The sequence below is a fragment of the Streptomyces sp. NRRL S-1022 genome, assembly GCF_000720135.1.
Lineage (GTDB): Bacteria > Actinomycetota > Actinomycetes > Streptomycetales > Streptomycetaceae > Streptomyces.
The window spans coordinates 119,080-143,938 of sequence record NZ_JOIU01000020.1; the positions used below are offsets into that span (position 1 = coordinate 119,080).

A 24,859-nucleotide genomic window follows, 5' to 3' on the forward strand; every position below is an offset into this window, starting at 1 on the left:
GAGCGATGCAGTTCGGACGCACGTACGAGGAGTTCGAGGTCGGGGCGACGTACAAGCACTGGCCGGGCAAGACGGTCACGGAGTACGACGACCACCTGTTCTGTCTCCTCACCATGAACCACCACCCGCTCCACATGGACACCAACTATGCGGAGAAGACGACGGACTTCGGCAAGAACGTCGTCGTCGGGAACTACATCTACTCCCTCCTGCTCGGCATGTCCGTCCCGGACATCTCCGGCAAGGCGATCGCCAACCTGGAGATCGAGTCGCTCAAGCACGTGGCGCCGACCTTCCACGGCGACACGATCTACGGCGAGACGACCGTGCTGGACAAGTGGCCGTCGAAGTCGAAGAACGACCGCGGCATCGTCTACGTCGAGACCAAGGGCTACAAGCAGGACGGCACCCTGGTGTGCGTCTTCCGCCGCAAGGTGATGGTGCCCACCGAGACGTACATCAAGGAGCGCGGCGGCGAGCAGCCCGGCCGCCCGGAGCCGAAGCAGCAGGAGAAGTAACGATGGCCCGTCTCGCCCAGACCGCCGGTCTGACCGACGTCCAGCAGGAGATCCTCTCGACGGTCCGTGACTTCGTCGACAAGGAGATCATCCCCGTCGCGACGGAGCTGGAGCACCGCGACGAGTACCCGCAGCAGATCGTGGACGGGCTCAAGGAGCTGGGCCTGTTCGGTCTGATGATCCCCGAGGAGTACGGGGGCCTGGGCGAGTCGCTGCTCACCTACGCGCTGTGCGTGGAGGAGATCGCCCGCGGCTGGATGTCGGTGTCCGGCATCATCAACACCCACTTCATCGTCGCGTACATGCTCAAGCAGCACGGCACGCAGGAGCAGAAGGACCACTTCCTGCCGCGGATGGCGGCCGGCGACATCCGGGGGGCCTTCTCGATGTCGGAGCCGGGTCTGGGCTCCGACGTGTCGGCGATCACGTCGAAGGCGGTCAGGGACGGCGACGAGTACGTCCTGAACGGCCAGAAGATGTGGCTGACCAACGGCGGCACGTCCTCGCTCGTGGCCGTCCTGGTCCGCAGTGACGAAGGACACCCCGAGGGCACGGCCCCGCACAAGTCGATGACGACCTTCCTGGTGGAGAAGGAGCCGGGCTTCGGCGAGGTCCGCCCGGGCCTCACCATCCCCGGCAAGATCGACAAGATGGGCTACAAGGGCGTCGACACCACCGAGCTGATCATGGACGGCCTGCGCGTTCCGGCCGACCGGGTGCTCGGCGGGGTCACCGGCCGAGGTTTTTACCAAATGATGGACGGCGTGGAGGTGGGCCGGGTCAACGTGGCGGCCCGGGGCTGCGGCGTCGCCCAGCGCGCCTTCGAGCTGGGCGTCCGCTACGCCCAGCAGCGGCACACCTTCGGCAAGCCGATCGCCCAGCACCAGGCCATCCAGTTCAAGCTGGCCGAGATGGCCACCAAGGTCGAGGCCGCGCATGCGATGATGGTCAACGCGGCCCGCAAAAAGGACTCCGGGGAGCGAAACGACCTGGAGGCCGGCATGGCGAAGTACCTGGCCTCCGAGTACTGCAAGGAGGTCGTGGAGGACGCCTTCCGGATCCACGGCGGCTACGGCTTCTCCAAGGAGTACGAGATCGAGCGCCTCTACCGCGAGGCCCCGATGCTGCTCATCGGTGAAGGTACCGCCGAGATCCAGAAAATGATCATCGGCCGCAGGCTGCTCGAGGAGTATCGATTCCAGGGTTGATTGTCCGGTTACGGGGTGTTTTCTTCGAGAAGAAGATCACACCCCTCCGACCGTCTTCGGCCGCCGACTCGGCTTCCTGGCTTGCCGAGTTGCGGCCCGCGCCCGGTACGATCCCGGGAAAGCCGCCGTCCCCCGTCAGAGCGCGGCATCATCCGCTACGAAGGTCATCCATGCCCCACAGCCAAACCTCTGCACACCGCGACAGCCTGGTAGGCGCACGCCTCGCGCGCGGAGCATCGCCGTGGCTTCTCCCGACCGTCGCCACCGCAGCCCTCAGCCTGGCCCGCGCCCGCCGCTCGGGCGCCGCCAAGGCCGTGGCCGTGCCCGCCACCGCGCTCGCGGCGGGCATGCTGTGGTTCTTCCGCGACCCCGAGCGCGAGATCGCCACGGGCCGGGTCATCTCGCCCGCCGACGGCGTGGTGCAGAGCATCATGCCGTGGAAGGACGGGCGCACTCGCGTCGCGATCTTCATGAGCCCGCTCAACGTGCACGTCAACCGCGCGCCCCTCGCGGGCACGGTGACGTCGGTCGAGCACATCCCCGGCGGCTTTGTTCCGGCTTTCAACAAGGAGAGCGAGAACAACGAGCGCGTAGTCTGGCATTTCGACACCGAACTCGGCGACATCGAGATGATCCAGATCGCCGGCGCGGTGGCCCGCCGCATCGTCCCCTACCTCCCGGAGGGCACGAAGGTCGAGCAGGGCGACCGAATCGGTCTGATCCGCTTCGGCTCGCGTGTCGACCTCTACCTGCCCGAGGGCGTGGAGGTCGCGGTCGAGGTCGGACAGAAGACCGTGGCTGGGGTGACTCGCATTGACCGTGATTGATCCGGAGACCCAGGCGGGCTGGGTGCCCGAGGCCGACGAGGCGGACGACGAGGAGGAGATGCCTCTCTCGCTCCGCCTGTCGATAGCGGACACCCTCACGCTGGGCAACGCCACGTGCGGCTTCATGGCGGTGTACTTCACCACCACCGGCATCCTGATCCCGCACCTGACCGGCAGCCAGGAGTCCGGCATGGCCCGCCACAGCGCGGCCACGGCGGTCATCCTGATGCTCTGCGCGGCGGTCTTCGACCTGTTCGACGGCCTGGTGGCGCGCAAGCTGCGCTCCTCGCCGATGGGCGCGGAGCTGGACAACCTGTCGGACCTGATCAGCTTCGGCCTCGCCCCCGCGTACTTCGTGCTCGTCTACGGCATGGTCGCCGACGACGCGCACCAGCGGGTGGCGGCGGTGGGCGCGATCGTGGTGCTGCTGGCCGTGGTCCTCAGACTGGCCCGGTTCAGCTGCGTGACGATGAAGGACGGCATGTTCCAGGGCATGCCCTCGCCGTTCGGCGCGCTGACCGTCGTCTCGATCGTGCTGCTGGAGCTGCCGTTCGTGGCGACGCTGCTGGCGATCCTGGGGACGGCGTGGCTGATGGTGAGCCGGGTGGAGTACCCGAAGCCGCGGGGACGGCTGGCCGGGGCGATGCTCTGCTGGATCGTGCTGTCCATGGGGCTGCTGGCGGGCTGGGCCTTCGACGCCCCCAGCGGTCAGCTGCTGCTCCAGACGGGGTGCGCGCTGCAGCTGGTCATGGGCGCGGTGATCCCGCTGTTCGCGACGGCCCGGCGGGTGAACAACTTCCGCGGCAACCGGCGTGAGGCGCGGGCGGCGCAACTGCCGTAGCGGCGCTTGGGCGCGTGGACGCTTGGACGAGGGGCCCCTACCCGGGTTGGGTAGGGGCCCCTCGCTTGTGCCGACGCCCTGGGGGCTCACTTCTCAGCCGGCCGGGTCGGGTGGTGGGCGGGCGCAGGCCGGGGTCGGGGGGCGGAGCCCCCGGCGGGGGTGTCAGCTCAGGTGGTCCTCGGCGATGCGCGCGGCGACCCGCTCCAGGATCGGGCCCGCCTCCGCGATGCACCGGGCCACGTCCGGCTCGACGGACGTCAGCGGGTACGCCTGGGAGATCCCGGCCGCCAGCAGCGCCTCCGTCGGCAGAGCCAGCCGCCCGCACACGGCCACGACCGGCTTGCCCGCGGCGCGGGCCGCCGCCGCCACCCCCGCCGGCGCCTTCCCGTGCAGCGTCTGCTCGTCCAGCGAGCCCTCTCCGGTGACGACCAGCCAGGCCCGCTCCAGGGCGGGCGCGAAGCCCAGCACGTCGAGCATGACCTCGATGCCGGGGCGGAACCGCGCGCCGAGGAGCAGCGCGCCGTAGCCGATGCCGCCCGCCGCGCCCGCCCCCGGCGACGACGCGTACTCGGCGGCCCGCGGGCCGGTCTCGGCCTCCAGCACCTTCGCGAAGTGGGCCAGCGCCGCGTCCAGCACCGCCACGTCGTCCGGCGAGGCCCCCTTCTGCGGGCCGTACACCGCCGGCGCGCCCTTCGGGCCGGTCAGCGGATTGTCGACATCGCTGGCCAGCACCAGGTCGACCGAGGACAGTCGGGGGTCGAGACCGGAGAGGTCGGCGCGGGCGAGACCGGCGAGTCCGCCGCCGCCCGGGGACACCGGCTCCCCCTCCCCGGTCAGGAACCGCGCGCCCAGCGCGGACAGCATGCCCGCGCCGCCGTCCGTCGTGGCGCTGCCGCCGACGCCGAACACGATGGTCCGCGCGCCCGCGTCCAGCGCGGCGCGCAGCAGCTCCCCGGAGCCGTACGTGGAGGCGGTCAGCGGCGCGAAGACGCCGGCCGGCAGCCGCTGCAGCCCGCTCGCCTCGGCCATCTCCACCACCGCGGTGCCGTCGCGCAGCGCGAACGCGGCCGTCACCTCCTGGCCGAGGGGCCCGGCGACCCGCACCTCCCGGCGTTCGAAACCGGCCGCGACGGCCGCGTCCACGGTCCCGTCACCGCCGTCGGCCACGGGCAGCGCCTCGACCGGGAGGTCCGGCACGACCGCGCGCAGCCCGGCCGTCACCCGCTCGGCGACCTGTACGGCTGTCAGCGAGCCCTTGAACTTGTCCGCGGCGATGAGCACCCGACGGGTCTCGTTCACTGCAGCGTCCGCCACCTTGTCTTCCCCTTGCTCTCCGGGCCCCGCACACGTCGGGGCCAGTCGCGCCGCTGTGACGATAACCGCAGGACACCCCCGCCGTCATGCCCCGCCCGAACCCTGGGAAGCCGCTGGGAGGCGCCCGGCAGAACGGGTACACCCCTGTCATGAGCACCCAGCGCCCCGGAGGGGACCTCGCCGACCGCATCCACGGCGGCTGGCTCGGCCGTATCGCGGGCAACATGCTCGGCAAGCCGGTCGAGCAGGGCGAGGTGTGGACCCGCGACCGTATCGACGGCTATCTGCGCCGGGCCGCGGCCCTGCCGCTGACCGACTACCTCCCCGAGCCCGCCGACCCCGCCGAGGCCGCCGTGCTGCGCCCGGAGTGGCGCAGCTGCGTGCGCGGCCGGATCCACGGCAGCTGCCGGGACGACGACGTCGACTACGCGATCCTCGGCCTGCACCTGCTGGAGACGCACGGCTTCGGCTTCAGCACCGAGCAGGTCGGCGACCTGTGGCTGCTGAGACTGCCGTACCTGCAGACGTTCACGGCGGAACGGGCCGCGTACCGCAACCTCGCGAGCGGGCTGAAACCGCCGGTGACGGCGACGTACGACAACCCGTACCAGGAGTGGATCGGGGCGCTGATCCGCGCCGACGTCTACGGCTGGACCTGCCCCGGCGACCCGGTCCGGGCCGCCGGTCTGGCCCGCCGGGACGCGGTGCTCTCGCACACCGGCAACGGCGTCTACGGCGCCATGTGGGCCGCCGCGCTGATCTCGGCGGCCTTCACCGCCCCGACGGTGCGGGACGCCCTGGACACCGCGCTGACGGTGATCCCGGCGAGCAGCCGGCTGGCCCGGACGGTACGGCGGGTGGCGTCCCTGCACGAGACGCGGCTGCCGTGGGAGGAGACGCTGGCCACGGTGGCCGAGGAGACCGCCGGCCTCGGCTGGATCCACACGGTGCCGAACGCCGCCGTGCTCACCGCCGGACTGCTGTACGGCGACGGCGACTTCACCCGGACCATCGCACTGACCGTGCGCGGCGGCCTCGACACCGACTCCAACGGGGCGACGGCCGGTTCGGTGGCCGGCGTCCTCACCGGGGCGGACGCGATCCCGGCGCGGTGGCGGGACCCGCTTGAGGACACGGTGCGCAGCGCGGTGTTCGGCTTCGACGGCGTCCGGATCAGCGCGCTGGCCGAACGAACCCTGCGCCTGGCGGGGACCGGGTCGTGACGGCCCGGTGGCTGGTTACCCTTCCTGAATGACCACGACGCCTGACTACGCCGCGTACATCGCGAGCCTGCCCCGTGTCCTCGCCGGCGCCGCCGCGCTCTTCCGGGACGCCGAGGGGCGGGTGCTGCTCGTCGAGCCGAACTACCGGGAGGGATGGGCACTCCCGGGCGGGACCGTCGAGTCCGACGACGGGGAGACCCCACGCCAGGGCGCCCGCCGCGAGACGCTGGAGGAGATCGGCCTCGACCGGGAACTCGGCCGGCTGCTGGCCGTGGACTGGGTGCACGGCGCGGGCCGGCCGCCGCTGGTGGCGTACCTGTACGACGGCGGTGTCCTCACCGGCGCCGACCTGAAGGCGATCCGTCTGCAGGAGGAGGAGCTGCTGTCCTGGCGCCTGGTCGGGCGCGAGGAGCTGACCGCGCACCTGCCCGGCGCGCTGGGCCTCAGGGTGCTGGCCGCCCTGGACGTCCTGACGGCCGGCTCGGGCACGGCGGAACTGGAGAACGGCCACCGCGTGGCGTGACCGCGCGGCCCCGCGGGCCGTTATCCGCTCGCGGCGGCCGGGCCGCCCGCCCTACCCTCGGTGGCATGGCCAAGCCTCTCGTCGCCCTGCTGAGCGGGGCCGGTATCTCCACCGACTCCGGGATCCCCGACTACCGCGGTCCGAACGGGCTGTGGCGGCGGGATCCGGAAGCCGAGAAGCTCGTGACGTACGAGTACTACATGGGCGACCCGGAGATCCGGCGGCGGTCCTGGCAGATGCGGCGCCGCAACCGCACCCTCGCGGCCGAGCCGAACGCGGCGCACCGGGCCGTCGCCGCACTGGAGCGGTCCGGCGTCCCGGTCCGGGTCATCACCCAGAACGTGGACGGACTGCACCAGCTCGCCGGCATGCCCGCCCGCAAGGTGCTCGAACTCCACGGCAGCGCCCGCAGCGTGGTCTGCACGCGGTGCCACGCGCGCGGCCCCATGGCGGACGCCCTGGCCCGGGTGGAGGCCGGCGAGGAGGACCCGCCGTGCCTGGAGTGCGGCGGCATCCTGAAGTCGGCGACCGTGATGTTCGGCGAGCGGCTGGACCCGGTGGTCCTCGGCGAGGCCGTGGCCATCACCAAGGCCTGCCAGGTGTTCGTCGCCGTCGGCAGCAGTCTCCAGGTGCAGCCCGCCGCCGGTCTCGTCGGCGTCGCCGCCGACCACGGCGCCCGCATCGTCATCGTCAACGCCGAACCGACCCCGTACGACGAGATCGCCGACGAGGTCGTACGGGAGCCCATCGGCACCGCGCTGCCCGTGCTGCTGGACCGGCTGGGCGCGGAGGGTGCCGGGTAGCGGGCGGGGCGGGCCGGTCAGAAGAGGGCGGTGCCGCGTTCGAAGTCCAGCAGGCGGCGCTTGCGGTCCAGGCCGCCGCCGTAGCCGGTGAGGTCCCCGCCCGCGCCGACGACCCGGTGGCAGGGCACGATGATGCCGATCGGGTTCCTGCCGTTGGCGAGGCCGACCGCGCGGGACGCCCCGGGACTGCCGAGGGCGTCGGCGAGCCGGCCGTAGGAGCGGGTCTCGCCGTACGGGATGCGGGTCAGCCCGTCCCAGACGCGGCGCTGGAACGGGGTGCCGGTCAGGCGCAGTTCGAGGGTGAACTCCGTCAACTCGCCAGCGAAGTAGGCCGTGAGCTGCTCGGTGGCCTCGGCGAACGGGGTGTCGTCGGGGCTGCCGAAGGTCTCCTGTGCCGGGCGGTGGCGCTGGTCGGTCATGTAGAGGCCGCACAGGACGCCGTCGTCGGCGACGAGCGTGAGGGGGCCGTAGGGGCTGTCGATGACGGTGTGCTGCTTCATGGTGGAGATCCTCACGCGGGCAGGTGGTTGATCGGGTGGTCGTCGGTCGCCCACAGGTACTGCACCGCGTACGCCCGCCAGGGCCGCCAGCCGGCCGCACGGGCGGTCAGCGCGGCCGGGGTGGACGGCAGGCCCAGTTCCTTCGCGGCGCGCCGGATGCCGAGGTCGGTGGGGAGGAAGGCGTCGGGGTCGCCCAGGGCGCGCATGGCGATGACGTCCACCGTCCACGGGCCGAAGCCGGGCAGCGCGAGCAGCCGGGCCCGGGCCTCGGCCCAGTCGGCCTCCACGCCCAGGTGGAGATCGCCGTCGGCGAGCCGGCGGACGAGGGTGGTGAAGGTGGTGCGCCGGGTGCGGGGCATCGCCAGGTTCCCGGGGTCGACGGCGGCGAGCGCCCCGGGGTCGGGGAAGAGGTGGGTGAGGCCGCCCTCGGGGTCGTCCAGGGGTGTGCCGTGCGCGGTGACCAGGCGGGCCGCGTGGGTGCGGGCGGCGGCCGTGGACACCTGCTGCCCGAGTACGGCCCGCACCGCGAACTCGGCCTCGTCGACCGTGCGCGGCACCCGGCGCCCGGGTGCCCGGTCGACCAGCGGGGCGAGCAGCGGATCGGTGCGCAGCCGCTCGTCGACGGCGACCGGGTCGGCGTCCAGGTCGAGCAGGCGGCGGCAGCGGCTGATGGCCACGGTCAGGTCGCGCAGGTCGCTCAGGGTGAGGCGGCAGGCGATGTGGCCGGGGCGGGGGGCGAGGGCGGCGATCCCGTGGCCGTACGGCAGGCGGAGCGTGCGCCGGTAGGCGCCGTCGCGCCACTCCTCGACCCCGGGCACGGCGGTGGCGGCGAGGTGGCCGAAGAGGTTGGACGGGTGCAGCGGGGCACGGAACGGCAGCCGCAGGGTGAGCACGCCCGGGGTGCCCGGACCGCTGCGCGGGGCGCGGGCGCGCAGCTCGCTCGGGGAGAGGGCGAAGACCTCGCGGACGGTGTCGTTGAAGGCGCGGATCGAGGAGAAGCCGGCCGCGAACGCGATCTCCGCCATGGGCAGCGTGCTGGTCTCGACGAGCAGCCGCGCGGTCTGGGCGCGCTGGGCACGGGCGAGCGCGAGGGGGCCGGCGCCCAGTTCGGCGAGGAGCTGCCGCTCCACCTGCCGGGTGCTGTAGCCGAGCCGGGCGGCGAGTCCGGGCACGCCCTCGCGGTCCACGATGCCGTCGGCGATCAGCCGCATGGCCCGGGCCACCAGGTCGGCGCGCCGGTTCCACTCCGGGGAGCCGGGGCTGGTGTCGGGGCGGCAGCGTTTGCAGGCCCGGAAGCCGGCCTGCTGGCAGGCGGCGGCGCTCGGGTGGAACGTCATGTTCTCCGCCTTGGGCGGCACGACCGGGCAGCTCGGCCGGCAGTAGATCCGGGTGGTCAGGACGGCCGTGAAGAACCATCCGTCGAACCGCGCGTCCTTGGACTGCACGGCGCGCACGCAGTGCTCCCGGTCGAGGTGCATCCCTGTCTGCATGGCTCCAGCATCGGCGACCGCGCGTCCCGGGGCTGGCGGAAATCCGACACGTACGTGGGCCTGGCCAGGTCTCAGGCCCGGGCCGGGCGCGCCTGCCGGAACCGGGTGATCCACTCGGCGGTGGCCCGCAGTCCGCCGAAGGTGTAGAAGTGCACCTTCACCGCGCCGTGCCGGGCGGGGTCGTAGCGGTCGGCCAGCGCGTGCAGGAAGCGGTCGGGGCCGGCCGTACCCACCAGGTGGGTCAGCGACAGGCCGTACTTGCGGGCGACGGAGGCGCTGGTGCCGACGCCGAACCGGGTGGCGTAGCCGAGCAGCCGGCGCACCCCCGCCGGTCCGGGGACGCCGATGCGGACGGGCAGGTGCACGCCGCGCGCGCGGAGGGCCTCCAGCCAGCCGAGGACCGGGTCGACGTCGAAGCCGAACTGGGTGATGACGTCCCCGGTGAACCGGTCGGCCCCGATGGCCGCCGCCTTGTCGGTGAGCGCCGACCACAGGGCCGGCTCGGCTATGCCGGGGTGGCCCTCGGGGTAGCCGGTGATGCCGACGTGCCGGACGCCGTGGCTGCGCAGCAGTCCGGTGCGCAGGACCGCGAGGGCGTCGGCGTAGGGGCCCTCGGGGCGGGCGGGGTCGCCGCCGACGACGAACACGTTCTCGGCGGTGCCGTCGGCCGCGAGCCCGGCGAGGAACTCCTCCAGGGCGGGCCGGGAGGGCAGGCGGCGCGCGGAGATGTGCGGTACGGGCACGAAGCCGTGCCGTTTGACCGCGCGGGCGGCCGCCAGCCGGGTCGCGGTGTCCTCGCCGGCCAGGAAGGTGATGTTGATCCGGGTGCCGGGCGGGATGCTGTCCCGCGCCTCCTCCAGACCGGGTACGTCCTTGCCGGTCATCTCCAGGGAGAAGTCGTCCAGCAGCGCAGGGTTCATGGTGCTTCTCGTGCTTCTCGTGCTTCTCGTGCTCCTGGTACGGCTCGCCCCGGCGGGAACGCCCGGCCGTGGCGCGTACGGCTCGCCCGATGATGCCACGCGGGCCACGGGGTCCGGCGGGCAGGGGCACCGGTCGCGCGGCCACCCCGCCGGGGGCCGTCTCCGGTGGGGTGGCCGGTGCGCGTGAGCGGGGCGGGCCGGCCGCCGGGCGGCTCAGGCCGTCGCTTCCCGGCGGGTCGCCAGGGCCCAGAGCAGGAAGACGTCGATCGCCATCATGACGAACGCCCAGACCGGCTGGTACGGCAGGAAGAGGAACTGCGCGACGAGGCTGAGCGAGACGACGAACAGACCGGCGAACCGGGCCCGGGCCAGGTCCATGAGCAGGCCGATGCCGATCAGCAGGACCAGGGCACCGAGGATGACGTGGATCACGCCCCAGCCGGTGAGGTTCATCTTGTAGACGTAGGCGCCCAGGCGGAAGTAGACGTCGTCCCCGGCGATCGCGGCGATGCCCTGGAGGACGGCGAGGATGCCGCTGCACACCATCAGTACGCCGGCGAACGTGACGCCGCCGGTCGCCCAGCCGCCGCCCCGGGCCGTGGGCTGCCGGGGCGGCCACGAGCCGCCCGGGGAGGCCGGTCCACCCGGCTGCGCTGCCTGGCTCATGAGCGTGTCCCTTCTGCCGCCCCGTTCGTCGGGTGCCCGGGCGCCCGACGAGGGGCACGGGGGCACTCCGAGCGTCGGCCAGGGGGCGGCCGGGCGCACCGGGTACGGGGCCGTCCGGGTGGTCCGGGGCCCGGGTCAGCCGGTCTGCCGGGCGAACGCCTCGTAGGCGCGCTCGTCGAACAGCACGAACCGGACCTCCTCCACGGCCGTCGCCGTGCTCCGTACCGTTTCGACCGCGATCCGCGCCGCGTCCTCCATCGGCCAGCGGTACACGCCGGTGGAGATCGCCGGGAACGCGACCGTGCGGGCGCCGAGTTCGTCGGCGACCCGCAGGGACTCGCGGTAGCAGGAGGCGAGCAGGTCCGAGCGGTCCTCGTGCGGGCTGTACACCGGGCCGACGGTGTGGATCACCCAGCGGGCGGGGAGTTCGCCCGCCGTGGTGGCGACCGCCTGGCCGGTGGGGAGGCCTTTTCCGTACCGGGAGGCGCGCAGGGCGCGGCACTCCGCCAGGACGGCGGGGCCGCCGCGGCGGTGGATCGCGCCGTCGACCCCGCCGCCGCCGAGGAGGGAGGAGTTGGCCGCGTTGACGAGGGCGTCGGCGTGCTGCCGGGTGATGTCGCCCTGGACGAGCGTGAGGGTGGTCACGGCGTCCGCCGCAGTCTCCGCCAGACGGCCTTGGCCGCGTTGTGGCCCGACATGCCGTGCACGCCGGGTCCGGGCGGGGTGGCCGAGGAGCAGATGAACACGGCCGGGTGGGGCGTGTGGTACGGGAACAGGGACAGCTTGGGGCGCAGCAGCAACTGGAGTCCGGAGGCCGCGCCGCAGGCGATGTCGCCGCCGACGTAGTTGGCGTTGTGGGCGGCCATCTCGGCGGGTCCGGCGGTGGCGCGGGCGAGGACGCGGTCGCGGAAGCCGGGGGCGAAGCGCTCCAGCTGGCGTTCTATGGCGTCGGTGAGGTCCCCGGACCAGCCGTTCGGCACGTGGCCGTACGCCCAGAAGACCTGCTTGCCCTCGGGGGCGCGGGTGGGGTCGGCCACGCTCGGCTGCACGGTGATCATGAACGGCTTGTCGGGGGCGCGGCCCTCGCGGGAGGCGGCGCGCAGGGCGGTGCCGATCTCGGCCCGGCTCGCGCCGATCTGCACCGTGCCGGCGGTGCGGGCCTCGGGCGCGGTCCACGGCACCGGTCCGTCCAGCGCGTAGTCGATCTTGAAGACGCCGGGGCCGTAGCGGTAGTTCGCGTAGTAGTCGCCGAAGCCGGCGATGCGGGCGAGCGCGGTGGGCGAGGTGTCGAAGACGTAGGCGCGCGCGGGCGGCAGGTCGTCCAGCCGCTTGACCTCGTAGTCGGTGTGCACGGCGCCGCCGAGGTCGGTCAGGTAGGCGGCGAGGGCGTCGGAGACGGCCTGGGAGCCGCCGCGGGGCACGGGCCAGCCGCGGGCGTGCGCGGAGAGGGCGAAGACCAGTCCGACGGCGCTGGTGGCGAGACCGTCGAGCGGCGCCATGACATGGGCGACCAGGCCCGCGAAGAGGGCCTTGAACCGCTCGTCCTTGAAGCGGCGCATCAGCCAGGTGGACGGCGGCAGGCCGGCCAGGCCGAAGCGGGCCAGGGTGACGGGGTCGCGTGGCAGCGCCGTCAGCGGCAGGGACATGAAGTCGCGTACGAGGGTGTCCCAGTGGGCGAGGAGCGGTTCGACCAGCCTGCGGTACGGCCCCGCGTCGCGCGGTCCGAAGGAGGCGGCGGTCTCGGCCACCGAGCGGGACAGCACGGCCGCGCTGCCGTCCGGGAACGGGTGGGCCATGGGCAGCGGGGCGTGCAGCCACTCCAGGCCGTACCGGTCGAGGGGCATCGCGCGGAACGCCGGGGAGTTGACGCCGAGGGGGTGGGCGGCCGAGCACGGGTCGTGCCGGAAGCCGGGGAGGGTCAGTTCCTCGGTGCGGGCGCCGCCGCCCACGGTGGGCTTCGCCTCGAACAGGGCCACGGAGAAGCCGCGGCGGGCCAGCTCCACGGCAGCGGTCAGTCCGTTCGGTCCCGCACCCACCACGACCGCATCGAGCATCGACGGCACCTTCGGACCCCTTCGTCAGCCGACGGCCATTCTGGATCAGGATATGCCGGGGAGCGGCACTCCCCCGGCCCGGGTGGCCCGGAGCGTCAGGACGCGCTGCGCAGCAGGCCGGCCACCCGGCGGGCGGTGGCGGCGTCCCGGGCGGCGGTGAACGGCAGTGCGTTGCCGCCGGTGACGCGGAACGGCTCGCCGCTCAGGGTGAGGTGCGCGCCGCCCGCCTCCTCGACCAGGAGCAGACCGGCCGCGTGGTCCCAGGCGGCCTCCCAGGAGAACGCCACGGCGTCCAGCTCGCCGCGGGCGACGGCGAGGTACTCCAGGCCGGCGGAGCCGCACGCGCGCGGGGCGAGGCCGTCGGTCCACAGCACGCGCAGCGCGCGCTTCTGCTCGTCGGTGGTGTAGTCCGGGTGGGAGGTGGCGACGACGAGGTCCCGGCCGGGCGCGGGGCTGCCCGCGGACAGCCGCTGCCCGTCGAGGAAGGCGCCGTGGCCGCGGACGGCGGTGGCGAACTGGTCGCGCGCCGCCGCGTAGGTCCACGAGGCACGTATGACACCGCGCTGGACGAGCGCCACCAGGGTGCAGAAGCCGTCGTCGCCGTGCACGAACTGGCGGGTGCCGTCGACGGGGTCGACGATCCAGACCGGGGCGTCGCCCTGGAGCGCCTCGTACACCGCGGGATCGGCGTGCACCGCTTCCTCGCCGACCACGACCGAGCCGGGCAGCAGGGCGCTGAGGTCCTCGGTGAGCCGCAGTTCGGCGAGGCGGTCGGCGTCCGTCACCAGGTCGTGCGGCCCGTTCTTCTGGTCCACCTCGTGCGCGGCGAGGCGGCGGAAGCGGGGCAGGATCTCGGCCGCGGCGGCCTTGCGGACCGCCTCCTCCACGTCGGCCGAGCAGCGGGCGAGAAACTCCTCGATGGTTTCCGTCTCTTCGATCATGTCCCCCATCAGAACACGGCCCACTGACAATCCCCGCCGCCGGCCGGTGCACGCGGGGTGGAATCGGGATGAAGAGCCGGGGCCGCCGCCGCCCCGCGCGGACGCCCCGGTGGCGCGCCCCGTGACCGACGGCGCCGCCCGGCGTCCCGCACGGGCCGGCCGCCGGCCGACGCCGTCCGGGCGGGTGATCCGGGCGGGCGGGTGCCGGGCGGGAAGCCCGGGCCGGGGACGGCCGGGCTGTCAGCGGCCGTCGGCTCGCCGGCGCCCCGGCCGTCCGTCGCGGTGCCGGCGTCCCCTCGGGGAACCGGTGCGGAAACCTTCCTGCCGGGGGGCCGACGCTGACGAGCCGGCAGGAGGAGTGGTGTCACTGGACGGGCAGGCAGTCCTCGTCCGAGCAGCTGAGGTCGTCGGACGGCTCGTCGAGCAGCACCGTGGTGGCGGAGCGCCGGTCCGAGGACCAGTCGGCGTGCCGCTGGAACTCCGGGTCGGCGCCCGCGACGACGGTGAGGGGGATGCTGCCGGGGAGCCGGGCGATGAGCCCGACCAGCTCCCTGGTCGCCGTGTCCCCGAGGTGCAGATCGTGGACGATCAGGACGATCGGACCGTCATGGGCGACGGCCTCCAGGAAGTACCGCCAGACCTCCTGCCACTCCTCGGCGCCCAGCCGCTCGGGCGAGCGGTTCGACGTCTCCAGGACCGAAGTGCAGCGGGCGACGAGCCAGTTGATGCAGCTCTTGCCCGCGTCCAGGCGCTGGACGGTCTCGCTGACCTTCCGGCGGACCGCCCACGGCGGATCGGACTTCGACAGCCCCGAGAACCTGAAGATGATCTCCCGGTGCAGGCCGAACGGGCCCGCCTCGGCGGCGTCCTGCCGGTCCCAGGTCAGCACCTGCGCCCCGTCCAGCTCCGCGGCGGCGAAGTCCTCCAGCTTGCCGAGCATCCGGCGGCGGGGGGCCTCCTCGGTGCTCAGCACGGTGATCAGGTGCGGCTGGGACCAGCGGCTGCTGTGGCTCATCACCCCTTCGAGCAGGTCGAGTTCGCGATGGTGCCCGTCGTCGTCCGCCTCGGGATCGGGTTCCACGGCGCCGAGCAGCCGCCAGCGCACGGGTGTGCCCGGGATCTCCTCGTACGCGAAGTGCTCCCTGGTCGCCTCACGCGTGCGTTCGCAGACCAGCGTCCCGTCCGAGGTCGACAGGGCCAGCAGCGCCTCGCACTCCTTCACCGTGTGGCCGTAGACCCGGGGCGGCCGGCTGCCGCCGAGCGACTGGCTCACCAGCACGGCGCCCGTCGCGACCGCCGTGCGCAGCTCCGTGCGGGCGGCCACGGGGGCGCCCGCCGTTCCGGGGGCGGAGGCGGTCAGGGCCGTGCGCAGCGCGGTGGCGGCGCGGGCGGCGCGCAGCGGGTGCTCGGTGTCGTCGGAGTCGTCGGAGTCCGCCGGGAACAGGGCGAGGGTGAGCGTGTGCAGCGAGAAGACGACCGTACCGCCGCAGAGTTCGATCTCCTGGTGGATCAGGGTGCCCACCCCGTCCATCAGGGCGTCGAGTTCACCGGCGTCGGCCAGGGCGGGGTCGGGTTCGGCCCGTACCAGCAGGAGGCTGGCCTCGCGGCGCACCGCGGAGGCGGCGTTGGGCGTGCCGACGGCCGTCGGCGGCAGGTCCCGGACGGGGGCGCGGGCCGCCGGGTCGTTCCTCGGCGCCGAACCGCTGACGGCGGACAGTGCCTTGGGGGCCGGGGCCGGGGCGGGGAGGACGGCCCTCAGCGCCGGGCGCTGGGGGCTGGGGCCGGAACCCTGGACGGGCGCCCGGGGCGCGGCCGGGGGCCTGCCGTCGGGCAGGGTGCCGGTGCCCGGAGCGGTGGGCGGGGCCTGCGCGAGGGCCAGGGCCGGGACGGGGGCGGACAGGACGCCCACCGGGTCCGGCTCGTGCGCGGGGGCCGGGTTGCGGCGGGCGGGCCGGGGCGGGTTGGGGGCCGGGCTGTCGGGGACGGGGCGCGGGCCGAAGGGCCTCGGCGCCGTCTCCGCCGGACCGTGCAGCAGGGCCGCCGTGCCCTGCACGGAATAGGGCGCGGCGGGGGCCGGCGCGAGCTGGAGGGCGGGGTCGTGGGTGAGGATCGCCTGCTGGAGCTGCTGGAGTTCCCGGCTGGGTTCGAGACCGAGCTCCTCGACCAGCCGGGCCCGCAGCCGGCTGAACACGCCCAGCGCGTCCGACTGGCGTCCGCAGCGGTACAGGGCGCGCATGAGCTGGCCGCAGGCGCGCTCGCGCAGCGGCTCGTCCTCCACCAGGGATTCCAGCTCACCGAGTACGGCGTAGTGGCGTCCGCAGGCGAGCTGGGCCTCGAAGAGGTCCTCCAGGACGTCCAGCCGCATGTTCTGCAGCGTGGTCAGCTCGGGCCAGAGCAGGCCCACTTCGGTCAGGTCCGCGAGGGCCGGGCCGCGCCACAGCTCCAGGGCGTCGCTCAGCAGCGTGGCCGCCGCGTCGGGCTGCCCCGCCTCCAGCCGGGCGCGGCCCTCGCGCACCCACCGGTAGAAGAGGTGCAGGTCCACGCGGTCGGGGGAGACGTCCAGGGAGTAGCCGGGGGGCTGGGTACGCAGCGCCACGGGCACGTCCGCGCCGTCGACGAGCTTGCGGCGCAGGCTCCAGACCGAGTTCTGCAGGATCTTGCGGGCGGTCATCGGAGCTTCTTCGACGCTCCACAGAGCCTTCAGCAACTTGCTGATCGGGACCGTCTGGTTGGGGTGGAGGAGGAGGTATCCGAGCGTCGCCCGCTGCTTGCTGCCCCCCAAGGAGATGGGCTGTCCCCCGGATATGACTTCTAACGGGCCTAACATCCTGAACCACATAGTCCCTCAGCATGGTCGACGGCCGGCGCAGGGCTCACCCCCCCATACGCCGGGAACACAACCAATGCTACTAAAAATATGAGCCAATACCACAACGATCTGTGCTCGACGCCTCACGGGGCGGCGCTTCCCGTGGAGATATGAGCGTACTTGTGTGTTCTGTGGTTGCACGGTGCTCGTCGGCTCGCCGAACTCGTGGCGACCTTCGTTCCCGGACTCCCGGCGGGCGCCGGCCGAGCGGCCGCGATCCCCCTCGACCCGTCGAGGCGCCCGGCCGGCTGCCCGTCGCCGCCCCCCGTCCCCCCGGGGAGCGAGCGGTCCGGGTCCGTTCCGGGGTCAGCTCCTCACGGAGGCGGCGGAGGCGGTCAGGCCGGCCGCGAGGCCGCCGGCCCGGACGCCGGTCTCGATGGCGCCGTCCACGTAGCCGGCCCAGCCGGTCGCGATGTCGCTGCCCGCGAAGACCAGACGGCCGTACGGCTGCCGGACGACACGCAGGGAGCCGAGCAGCTGACCGGGACGCATGAAGGTCCAACCGCCCTTGGCGTAGGCGTCCTTGCCCCAGTCCTGGCCCTTGACGGACAGCACCTTGGTGCCCGGGAGCACCTCGCTGACGGCGCCCTGCACCTGCGACACGCTGGTGACGTCCAGGTTCGGGTTGACGCTGAAGGCGATGAGCACCGTGCCCTGGGACGACTTGTCGGCGTGCGTGAGGACCAGGTCGAGCAGCGCGCCGCTCTTGCCGTTGACCAGCGGGCGGCCGATGTCGCCCTGGACCTGGATGAAGACCTTCTTGGCGGTCGGCACGCCGACGCTCTGGGTGCTCAGCCGCGAGAACTCGGCCGGCAGGCCGGAGCTGAAGTTGATGGAGTTCCAGGTGTTCACCGGTACGGCCACCACCACGGCCGCGGCGTCGTACACCAGGCCGCCCGCCGTCACCTGGACCCGCGAACCGGTGTCGGTGACCTTGGTGACCGGGGTGTTGTAGAGGACGGTGACACCGGACTCGGCGAGCATCTTGGAGACGACGGTCTTCATCCCGCCCACGGGACGGGTGACGTTGATGCCGTGGAACGTCTCGGTGTTGTAGCCGCACAGCGCCCACCAGCGGGCGAGCTGCGTGAGCGAGCCGCGCTCGAAGCCGCCGCCGTACGCGCCGGTGGTGGCGCTCACCCAGTTCGTCTCCAGCGTCGACAGCCGCAGCTGGCGCGCCCGGTCGCCGAGGGTCAGCTTGTCGAGGTCGACCAGCAGGTCCTCGCGGGAGAAGGGGTCGTAGGCGTTCGGCATGTACGTCTCGGCGCCCTCGACGAACTTCCGCAGGATGGCGTCCTGCTGGTCGAGGAAGGTCAGGTCCTGCCTGGCGTAGCCGCCGGACTCCGTGGCGAACACCGTGAAGTCGGGGTTCGGGTCGTCCACCGTGGCGATGCCCAGGCGCTGGACCTCGTTCCAGACCCGGGTCTGGCTGGGGTGGATCCAGGTCGCGCCGAACTCGATCGGCAGTCCCGAGAACGTGCTCGACCAGGCCCGGCCGCCGATGCGGTCGCGGGCTTCGAGGATCAGCGTGCGCTTCCCCTTGGCCTTGAGTTCCCGTGCCGCCGACACCCCGGCGAAGCCGCCGCCGATGACGATGGCGTCGTAGCTGCGGCCGGTCTCGGTCACCGATCCGGCCGCGGAGGCGGTGTGGGCGGAGGCGACACCGGCGGCGCCCAGCGCCCCCGCGGCAGCGCCGGCCTTGAGTATCGCGCGACGCGTGGTCCGCGCTCCCCCGAAGAGTGTCTCTTTCTTGTGCTTCATTCCAGTCCCCTTGTACACAACGTGGTCCGTTGTCCAGGAATCAAGCGCTGCTGTGGTCACCTGAACGGACAATCACCCTAGTTGCAGTTGACCGAAATCCATCCGGCTTTTGGCATTGACTGATAATCGCCTGTCTCCGCAGGTTTAAAGGTTGCCGCTGATCGGTGGGTTACCGTCCGGTGGACGCTCGGTGCCGGCCCGCGGCCGGATGTCTGGTTAGCTTGGCCGGGACGGGACGGTTACTCGCTGGTGGCCAGGGGATGGGCCGGTCTCACTTAATTTGTTCAGGCCCCGAAACGGAAACGGCGCTGACTGATCTGCGCCATGCCTTTCACCCCCGCCGAACCCACCAAGGAGCAGGGATGGCCGTCAGGTCCACTGAAGCGGAAAACATTCTCAAGGCGGTCCGGGAAATCGTGCCGACGCTGCGGGCCAACGGCCTGGCGTCCGAGGACCAGCGCTGGATAGTCCAGGAGAACATCGACCTCCTGGAGAAGGCCGGCGTCTTCCGCATCGCCGTGCCGAAGCGCTTCGGCGGCCTGGACCTCTCGCTGAAGGAACAGGTCGAGATCATCACCGAGATCTCCCGCGGCTGCGGCTCCACCGGCTGGGTGGCCGTCGCCTGGATCTCCAGCGCCTGGATGGCCACGCTGTACCCGCTGGAGGCCCAGGAGGAGATCTTCAAGGGCGGATCGGTGCGCATCTCCGGCGGCTTCACCCCGACCGCGAAGATGGTCCCCGCCGAGGGCGGCTACGTCCTCAACGGTGCCTGGCGCTTCAACTCCGGTGTCCGCGGCGCGCACTGGGACCTGCTGGCCGCCGAACTGGAGCACCCCGACGGCACCGTCGAGGAGGTGTACGCCATGGTCCCGGTGGAGCAGCTGACCATCGCCGACGACTGGCACGTCTCGGCCGCCATCGCCACCGGCAGCTCGACGTCGAGCGCGACGGACCTCTTCGTCCCCGCCCACCGGGTCGTCACCCTGGAGGACGCCGTCATGGGTACCAGCGGCGGCGGTGCCGTCACCGGCTCCCAGGGGCGCGACTACAGCCTGATCAGCTTCGTCGTCGCCGAGTCCGTCGCCGTCTACATCGGCATGGCGCGCGCCGCGTACGAGGAGCTCGTCGCCGCGGTCAAGGGCAAGCCGCTCGCGTACAGCAACGTCACCGACCAGTCGCAGCACCCGCTGACCCAGATCCAGGTCGCGCTGGCGCACAGCAAGATCGAGGCCGCCGAGGCGCTCGCCGAGACCTACCTCGGCTTCCTCCAGGAGCGCGCCGACGCGGGCGAGCAGCCGACCTGGGAGGAGAAGGCGCAGGTGCGCGGCAAGGCCGGCGCCGCGATCCTGCTCACCCAGGAGGCCCTGGAGGCCCTCCACTCCGTCAGCGGCGCCGGCCTGCTCTCCCGGAAGGCGCCGTTCCAGCGCTTCTACCGGGACCTGCAGGGCCTGTCCCGGCACGGTCTGATGGCCCCCAACATGGGGCTTGAGGTGTACGGCCGCACGCTGCTCGGCCTCGACCCCGACAGCCTCTTCCTGTAGGACGCCGCTTTTCGGCGGCGTCTTGATTCCGAGTAGATGAATGAGGAGCAAGTACATGTCGAACACGAACCAGGGCCCGGTGACCGTCCTCGGACTGGGAATGATGGGTACCGCCCTGGCCACCGCCTTTGTGAAGAACGGCAATCCCACCACCGTGTGGAACCGTTCCGCTGACAAGGCGGACGCGCTCGTCGAGCAGGGCGCGGTCTTCGCCGCCGACATCCGGCAGGCGATCGAGGCCAGCCCGGTCGTCGTGGCGTGCGTCTCCACGTACGAGGTGCTGAACGACCTGTTCGCCGGTGCCGCCGCCGAGCTCAAGGGCAAGGTGGTCATCAACCTCACCTCGGGTACCCCCGAGGACGCCCGTGCCCTCGCCGTCTGGGCCGAGCAGAACGGGGTGCGCTACCTGGACGGTGCCATCATGGCCGTCCCGCAGATGATCGGCCTGCCCCAGGCCCTGATCTTCTACGCGGGCGCCCAGGAGGTGTTCGCCGAGCACGAGGAGCTGCTGAAGCCGCTCGCCGGCAACAACGTGTACCTGGGCGCGGACACCGGTGTGGCGATGATCTACGACCTCGGCCTGCTGTCGCTGCTGTGGTCGAGCCTCGCGGGTTACTTCCACGCCGTGGCCCTCGTCAACTCGGCCGGGGTCTCGGCGGAGGCCTTCACGCCTTTCGCCCTGACCTGGATCGAGCACGTCATCACCCCGTCGATCCCGCAGAGCGCCCAGGAGATCGACTCGGCGAGCTTCGAGACCGAGGTCTCCAGCCTCGGTGTCAACAAGGCCGCGATCGAGCACCTGGTCGCGACGAGCAAGCAGCTGGGCGTCAACAGCGACTTCTCCGCCTCCATCCAGGCACTGATCGAGCGTCGCGTCGCGCAGGGCCACGCCACCCACAGCCTGGCCAGCCTGGTCGAGGCCTTCAAGCAGGGCTGACCCCCGGGCGTCCCGGCGGGACGCCCGGCGCACGGTGAGGAAGGGAACCCGCTGGGCGGGACACGGCTCGGTGCCGGGTCCCGCCCAGCGGTGTACCGGCCCGCCCAGCGGTGTACCGGACGGGGTCCCGGATCGGGTTCCGGCCGACGGGGTATCAGGAGGGGTTCGCGTGCCGGGTTCCGGCCGGCGAGGTGCGCCGGACGGGGTCTCGTACCGGGTCCAGGCCGACGGGGCACCGGACTTGGATCTCGTACCGGTCCCGGCCGACGGGGCACCGGACGGGGTTTTCGTACCGGGTTCCGGCTGGCGAGGTGCGCCGGACGGGGTTCCCGTACCGGGTTCCGGCCGGCGGGGCACCGGACGGGGCGGGGTGTACGGCGCCGCGGGGGCCGGTCCCGGTCCTCGGCCGGGCGGGCCCGGGCCGACGGGCACCGGCAGCCGGACGGTGCGGCCGGAACGGCCGAAAGCCGGTGGCCGGGACGGTGCATCCGTCCCGGCCACCGGCTCCCCCGGTTCGTCGCGTCCGTCACCCGGCGGGCAGCGCCAGAGGCCGCTGGTAGCCGCCCCGGACGATGTCGCAGGTGTCGCGCAGCGCCGTCTCCAGCCAGGCGATGTCGTCGTCCGACAGCAGGATGGACGGCTCGAAGCGCAGGGTGTTCGGGGCGCTCGCGGTCGGGAACGTACGGACCCGGTGGCCGCGCAGCAGGTGCCCCGCGACGAGGTAGCCGAACAGGCCGGCCCCGGCCGCCTCGGCGATCGCGGGGACCGGTGCTCCCGACTGGTCGTGGAACTCCAGGCCGAGGAGCAGACCACGGCCGCGGACGTCCTTGACGACCTCGGGGAAGTCCTCGCGTACGGAGCCCAGCATGGCCAGCAGCCGCTCCCCCAGCCCGGCGGCCGTGCGGTACGCGGCGCCGTCGTCGGCCTCCAGGAGCTCCAGGACCTTCAGGGCGATGCGGTTGGAGAAGCCGTCCTTGGCGAAGGTCGAGCTGTGGACCAGTTCGAACTCGCCGTGGTAGCGCGAGGCGCGCACCAGCAGCACCGAGATCTTGGCGAGGCCGCCGCCGAGGCTCTTGGCGAGGGTGTAGTAGTCGCCGCGCAGCCCCAGGCGCGTACTGGCCAGGAAGTCACCGGTGCGGCCCATGCCGCTCTGGATCTCGTCCACGACGACCGGCGCGCCGATCTCCGCGCACACCTCCTGGATCTCCCGGCCGAACTCCGCCGACAGCTCGCGGATGCCGCCCTCGCCCTGGATCGGTTCCAGGACGAACGCGCAGACGACGGGCGTCTCATGCTCCGACAGCCGGACCCGGCCGTCCTCCAGCGCCAGGCCGAACAGGGTGCCGCGTTCCTCGTCGACGATCTTGCGCAGGGCACCGGGCTGGTCGAGCGGGACGAACCGCGCCTGCGCGGCGAGCGCCTTGAACGGGAGGCGGTAGCCCTCGTTGTGGGTGAGCTGGACGGTGCCGGCCAGCTTCCCGTGGAAGGAGCCCTCCGGGGTGAGGAAGACCGGGGGGCGCCCGGCCTCGACCTCGTTGTGGGCGCCGAGGCGGTCGATCAGCTCGTCCAGCGCGGCGGGGCCCGGCAGGTCCGCGTCCACGCCGAAGCGGGCGAGGATCTCGGGGGGCACCGTCGCCGAACCGTCCCGCACGGCGTCGCGCACCGCGTCGAGGCCGCTGCCCACGGCTTCGAGGAGCGCGCCGAGGCGGACGCCCCGGTCCAGCTCGGCATGCTTGAGCGCGGCCTCGTTGGCCTCGGCGCCGGTGTTGGCGAAGACGGCGTAGAACGGCTCGTCGTCGCCGGTCTCGCGGCGGATGATCCGGTTCAGGGCGAGCGCCAGCTCGGCGGCCTCCGGGTGCAGGGAGAACTGCGAGTGCACCGGGATGCCGCTCTCCAGCAGCTCCTTCGCGTACGCGGTGATCGCCGGGTGGTTGTGGCCCAGCAGGAGGGAGCCGTATCCCCCCGCGTAGTCCACGACGGCGATCTCGCGGCCGTCCTCGTCCCGCTGGTAGAGGAGGTTCCCCTCCGCCCTGACGTATTCGGCGTCCAGGCCGGCGGAGGCCAGTACGGTCCCCAGATGGGGTTCTGCCAGCTGCGGTTGTTCGGCAGGGGCATTGGAAGCATCGGTCATGTGGCCAACATGACCGAATGCGCGGCAGTGTGCGGTAACGGCGCGGTCATCGAATGCCGTGGGCGGGGCCGAAGACCGTCGATTACTTGACGATTGAGCGCGGGAAAGTGCCGAGCGGATACGTTTTCCACCCACCCCTTTGTTGCGTAGGGGACCCTCAACCCGAATCCGAAGAGGGGAAATGACTCCTGCATCCGCAGAGCTCGAACCCGCGGCCTCGCGGACGGGGCTGCGCACGTCTGTCGGGGCCGCTTCGCTGCGGGATGTGATGTCCCAGTTCACCACCGGCGTCACCGTGCTCACGGTGGGCGGTGACCACATCCACGCCATGACGGCCAACGCCTTCAGCTCGGTGTCGCTCGATCCGCCGACCGTACTGGTCTCCATCGATCACAGCGCCGTCATGTTCGACGAGCTGACCGGTGCCGGGCACTTCGGCGTGAACATCCTGTCAGCCGGACAGCAGTCGCTCGCCCGGCACTTCGCGGACAAGAAGCGTGCCCTCGGGCTCGCCCAGTTCGACGGTCTCGAATGGGCACCGGGCGAGTACACGGGCGCTCCGCTCCTGGCCGGCGCGCTGGCCTGGCTGGAGTGCGATGTGACCGACGCGCACGTCTCGGGCGACCACACGATCTTCGTCGGCAGGGTGCTGGACTGCCGACGGGGTTGCGACGACGCCGCCCTGACGTTCTTCGACGGCAAGTTCGGCCACGCCCCGCGGGCCGCCTGACGACTCCGCGCGCCGCACGGCGCGCGGTCTCACACACCAGCCGGACACGGCGAAACACACGAAGGAGATGCACATGACCACCTCGACCCCCGACGTCGACCTCTACAGCCTGGAACTCACCGATGACCCGGAGGTCCAGAACGACGTCTTCCTGAAGATCTTCAACTCCGGTGACGGCGCCGCCTTCGACAACCTCTACCGCGACGACGCCATCTCCAACCTGACGGGCGCCCCGCTGACCGGTGAGGCGCGCACGAAGGGCATCATCGAGCTGCTCGCCAAGGGCCCGACGCTGAAGTCCGTCGTCAAGCACTCCTACACCGCCGACGACGTCACGCTCATCGTGGTCGACTTCGAGCTGGGGCTGCCCGGCGAGGACGGCGAACTGGTCCAGATCAAGGGTTCCTGCACGGATGTCATCCGCCGTGTCGAGGGCGGCAAGTGGCTGATGGCGGTGGACCGTCCGGTCGCCGACATCACCGTCTGACCGCACCGCGGTACGGCACGACGGACGAGGCCGGGCTCCCCCCAGGGGGCCCGGCCTCTTCTCGTGTGCCCGCTCGCCGGCGGTCCGTCGCGTCAGTCGCGCGGCTCCTCGCCGAACGGGTCGTCGACGGCGTACAGCCACGAGCCGTCCGCCTGCTTGCGCAGGACGTCCAGGCCGACGCCGCGCAGGTGCTCGCGGCCCGCGCCGCTCGCCGTGTTGACCTCCATGGTCCAGTCGACGACCAGCAGGGCCGTGTCGCCGGTGACGTACGCCTCCCGGACCTCGGTCTCGATGTGCGGCTGCATGGTGGCGAGGAATTCGGTGATGGCGGCCCGGCGGTCCGCGCCGCTCACCGGATTGCCCTTCTCCCACACGATGATGCCGGCTTCGGTGTAATGGGCGTTGACGCTCTCGGCGTCGCCCGAGTTGAAGGCGGCCACATAGCTTTCGAGGTGCGCCTCAAGCTCCTTGGGGAGTTCGACGGCGGTGGCGGTGTTCGACATTCTTCTGTCCTCCGGAAAGTGAGGAATGAAAGAGCGATGAGGGTGACAACTACGCCGAAAAGCTATCCGCAG

23 protein-coding genes are annotated in these 24,859 nt (G+C 72.4%); 11 read left to right on the top strand and 12 right to left on the bottom strand.

What is annotated here, in order from left to right; genetic code table 11:
- Window positions 1-5: 5 nt before the first annotated feature.
- The 4 genes from IG05_RS0127890 to pssA all read left to right on the top strand — a co-directional run bounded on the left by IG05_RS0127890 (window position 6) and on the right by pssA (window position 3,394).
- Window positions 6-518: a MaoC family dehydratase gene (locus tag IG05_RS0127890; RefSeq protein WP_030346774.1), complete on the top strand. Its 513-nt coding sequence runs from the start codon at window positions 6-8 to the stop codon at window positions 516-518.
- Between the two features lie 2 nt (window positions 519-520).
- The gene (locus tag IG05_RS0127895) at window positions 521-1,726 is read left to right on the top strand and encodes an acyl-CoA dehydrogenase family protein (RefSeq protein WP_030346775.1); all 1,206 of its coding nucleotides are present in this window, start codon (window positions 521-523) and stop codon (window positions 1,724-1,726) included.
- 170 nt (window positions 1,727-1,896) lie between these two features.
- The gene (locus IG05_RS0127900) at window positions 1,897-2,553 is read left to right on the top strand and encodes a phosphatidylserine decarboxylase (protein ID WP_030346776.1); all 657 of its coding nucleotides are present in this window, start codon (window positions 1,897-1,899) and stop codon (window positions 2,551-2,553) included.
- A 22-nt stretch (window positions 2,554-2,575) separates the two neighbouring features.
- Window positions 2,576-3,394 carry a CDP-diacylglycerol--serine O-phosphatidyltransferase gene (gene pssA, locus IG05_RS0127905; RefSeq protein WP_030346777.1) on the top strand — a complete coding sequence of 273 codons (819 nt, stop codon included), beginning with the start codon at window positions 2,576-2,578 and terminating at the stop codon, window positions 3,392-3,394.
- 162 nt (window positions 3,395-3,556) lie between these two features.
- On the opposite strand, the gene IG05_RS0127910 is transcribed toward pssA, so the two are convergent.
- A complete protein-coding gene (locus tag IG05_RS0127910) occupies window positions 3,557-4,693 on the bottom strand; it encodes a glycerate kinase (protein ID WP_030346778.1) in 1,137 nt (378 codons plus the stop codon).
- Between the two features lie 164 nt (window positions 4,694-4,857).
- On the opposite strand from IG05_RS0127910, the gene IG05_RS0127915 reads away from it, so the two are divergent.
- The 3 genes from IG05_RS0127915 (at window position 4,858) to IG05_RS0127925 (ending at window position 7,257) form a co-directional block, all read left to right on the top strand.
- Window positions 4,858-5,931 carry an ADP-ribosylglycohydrolase family protein gene (locus IG05_RS0127915; protein WP_030346779.1) on the top strand — a complete coding sequence of 358 codons (1,074 nt, stop codon included), beginning with the start codon at window positions 4,858-4,860 and terminating at the stop codon, window positions 5,929-5,931.
- Between the two features lie 28 nt (window positions 5,932-5,959).
- Entirely contained in the window at window positions 5,960-6,454 is a 495-nt protein-coding gene (locus tag IG05_RS0127920; RefSeq protein ID WP_030346780.1) for an NUDIX domain-containing protein, read from the top strand.
- Between the two features lie 65 nt (window positions 6,455-6,519).
- Entirely contained in the window at window positions 6,520-7,257 is a 738-nt protein-coding gene (locus IG05_RS0127925; protein WP_030346781.1) for an SIR2 family NAD-dependent protein deacylase, read from the top strand.
- 17 nt (window positions 7,258-7,274) lie between these two features.
- Here the strand turns inward: IG05_RS0127925 and IG05_RS0127930 are convergent, their stop codons facing one another.
- The 9 genes from IG05_RS0127930 to IG05_RS0127970 form a co-directional block, all read right to left on the bottom strand.
- On the bottom strand, window positions 7,275-7,757 hold the full coding sequence (locus IG05_RS0127930) for a methylated-DNA--[protein]-cysteine S-methyltransferase (protein WP_030346782.1): 483 nt from the start codon (window positions 7,755-7,757) through the stop codon (window positions 7,275-7,277).
- 11 nt (window positions 7,758-7,768) lie between these two features.
- A complete protein-coding gene (locus IG05_RS0127935; protein ID WP_030346783.1) occupies window positions 7,769-9,247 on the bottom strand; it encodes an AlkA N-terminal domain-containing protein in 1,479 nt (492 codons plus the stop codon).
- A 71-nt stretch (window positions 9,248-9,318) separates the two neighbouring features.
- Window positions 9,319-10,167, bottom strand: a complete 849-nt coding sequence (locus IG05_RS0127940; protein ID WP_030346784.1) for a methylenetetrahydrofolate reductase — start codon at window positions 10,165-10,167, stop codon at window positions 9,319-9,321.
- Window positions 10,168-10,380: 213 nt separating this feature from the next.
- Window positions 10,381-10,833, bottom strand: a complete 453-nt coding sequence (locus IG05_RS0127945) for a DUF7144 family membrane protein (RefSeq protein WP_030346785.1) — start codon at window positions 10,831-10,833, stop codon at window positions 10,381-10,383.
- Window positions 10,834-10,968: 135 nt separating this feature from the next.
- Complete coding sequence (locus IG05_RS0127950; protein ID WP_030346786.1) at window positions 10,969-11,478, bottom strand: O-acetyl-ADP-ribose deacetylase; 510 nt, start codon at window positions 11,476-11,478, stop codon at window positions 10,969-10,971.
- Window positions 11,475-12,896, bottom strand: coding sequence for a phytoene desaturase family protein (locus IG05_RS0127955; RefSeq protein WP_199808394.1), 1,422 nt, complete (start codon window positions 12,894-12,896; stop codon window positions 11,475-11,477). The genes IG05_RS0127950 and IG05_RS0127955 overlap by 4 nt, the downstream gene beginning before the upstream one ends.
- Window positions 12,897-12,982: 86 nt before the next feature.
- Window positions 12,983-13,828, bottom strand: coding sequence for an inositol monophosphatase family protein (locus IG05_RS0127960; protein WP_030346788.1), 846 nt, complete (start codon window positions 13,826-13,828; stop codon window positions 12,983-12,985).
- Window positions 13,829-14,192: 364 nt separating this feature from the next.
- On the bottom strand, window positions 14,193-16,499 hold the full coding sequence (locus IG05_RS50045; protein WP_267883327.1) for a BTAD domain-containing putative transcriptional regulator: 2,307 nt from the start codon (window positions 16,497-16,499) through the stop codon (window positions 14,193-14,195).
- A 504-nt stretch (window positions 16,500-17,003) separates the two neighbouring features.
- Window positions 17,004-18,458 carry a flavin monoamine oxidase family protein gene (locus IG05_RS0127970; RefSeq protein WP_030346790.1) on the bottom strand — a complete coding sequence of 485 codons (1,455 nt, stop codon included), beginning with the start codon at window positions 18,456-18,458 and terminating at the stop codon, window positions 17,004-17,006.
- Between the two features lie 362 nt (window positions 18,459-18,820).
- Between IG05_RS0127970 and IG05_RS0127975 the strand changes: the two genes are divergently transcribed.
- Both IG05_RS0127975 and IG05_RS0127980 read left to right on the top strand, forming a co-directional pair.
- Entirely contained in the window at window positions 18,821-19,999 is a 1,179-nt protein-coding gene (locus IG05_RS0127975; RefSeq protein ID WP_030346791.1) for an acyl-CoA dehydrogenase family protein, read from the top strand.
- Between the two features lie 55 nt (window positions 20,000-20,054).
- Window positions 20,055-20,936 (top strand): NAD(P)-dependent oxidoreductase, encoded by an 882-nt coding sequence (locus tag IG05_RS0127980; protein ID WP_030346792.1) that lies wholly within the window; start codon window positions 20,055-20,057, stop codon window positions 20,934-20,936.
- A gap of 526 nt (window positions 20,937-21,462) precedes the next feature.
- Here the strand turns inward: IG05_RS0127980 and IG05_RS0127985 are convergent.
- The gene (locus IG05_RS0127985) at window positions 21,463-23,067 is read right to left on the bottom strand and encodes an aspartate aminotransferase family protein (RefSeq protein WP_030346793.1); all 1,605 of its coding nucleotides are present in this window, start codon (window positions 23,065-23,067) and stop codon (window positions 21,463-21,465) included.
- Window positions 23,068-23,335: 268 nt separating this feature from the next.
- Here IG05_RS0127985 and IG05_RS0127990 point away from each other — a divergent pair, with 268 nt between their 5' ends.
- Both IG05_RS0127990 and IG05_RS0127995 read left to right on the top strand, forming a co-directional pair.
- Window positions 23,336-23,797, top strand: coding sequence for a flavin reductase family protein (locus IG05_RS0127990; protein WP_234336049.1), 462 nt, complete (start codon window positions 23,336-23,338; stop codon window positions 23,795-23,797).
- A gap of 73 nt (window positions 23,798-23,870) precedes the next feature.
- Window positions 23,871-24,284 carry a YybH family protein gene (locus tag IG05_RS0127995; protein WP_234336050.1) on the top strand — a complete coding sequence of 138 codons (414 nt, stop codon included), beginning with the start codon at window positions 23,871-23,873 and terminating at the stop codon, window positions 24,282-24,284.
- Between the two features lie 92 nt (window positions 24,285-24,376).
- Here the strand turns inward: IG05_RS0127995 and IG05_RS0128000 are convergent, their stop codons facing one another.
- Complete coding sequence (locus IG05_RS0128000; protein ID WP_030346796.1) at window positions 24,377-24,787, bottom strand: YybH family protein; 411 nt, start codon at window positions 24,785-24,787, stop codon at window positions 24,377-24,379.
- Between the last annotated feature and the right edge of the window lie 72 nt (window positions 24,788-24,859).